We start from the raw sequence: 411 nt of genomic DNA, 5'->3' as shown, positions 1-411 counted from the left end.
GGAGGGAGCGGTCGAAGGTGGGACTGGCGATTGGGACGAAGTCGTAACAAGGTAGCCGTACCGGAAGGTGCGGCTGGATCACCTCCTTTCTAAGGAGCATCTAGGCCGCCAAGTTTGCTTGGTGGTCCAGAGCCACTACGCCGGCGAATGTCCGGCGGTGGTCAGCTCATGGGTGGAACGTTGACTATTCGGTCAGGGTCTCGGGTTGGAGGCTGCTAGTACTGCTCTTCGGAGCGTGGAACGCACGATCTCCGGACGGATGCTGGCCGGGCACGCTGTTGGGTGTCTGAGGGCACGGCCGTGAGGCTGGGTCTTCGGGATGCCGGCCCCAGTGCACTCGAACTTGTTGGTTCGGGGTGATGGGTGGTTGGTCGTTGTTTGAGAACTGCACAGTGGACGCGAGCATCTGTG

At 61.3% G+C, this 411-nt stretch carries 1 rRNA gene; it reads left to right on the top strand.

What is annotated here, in order from left to right:
* Positions 1 to 89: ribosomal RNA gene (locus IO29_RS31325) — 16S ribosomal RNA — on the top strand; the annotation flags it as partial.
* Between the last annotated feature and the right edge of the window lie 322 nt (positions 90 to 411).

Source organism: Streptomyces sp. NRRL F-6676 (assembly GCF_000725625.1).
Taxonomy (GTDB): domain Bacteria; phylum Actinomycetota; class Actinomycetes; order Streptomycetales; family Streptomycetaceae; genus Streptomyces.
This window is presented reverse-complemented; position numbering and strand designations above follow the sequence as displayed.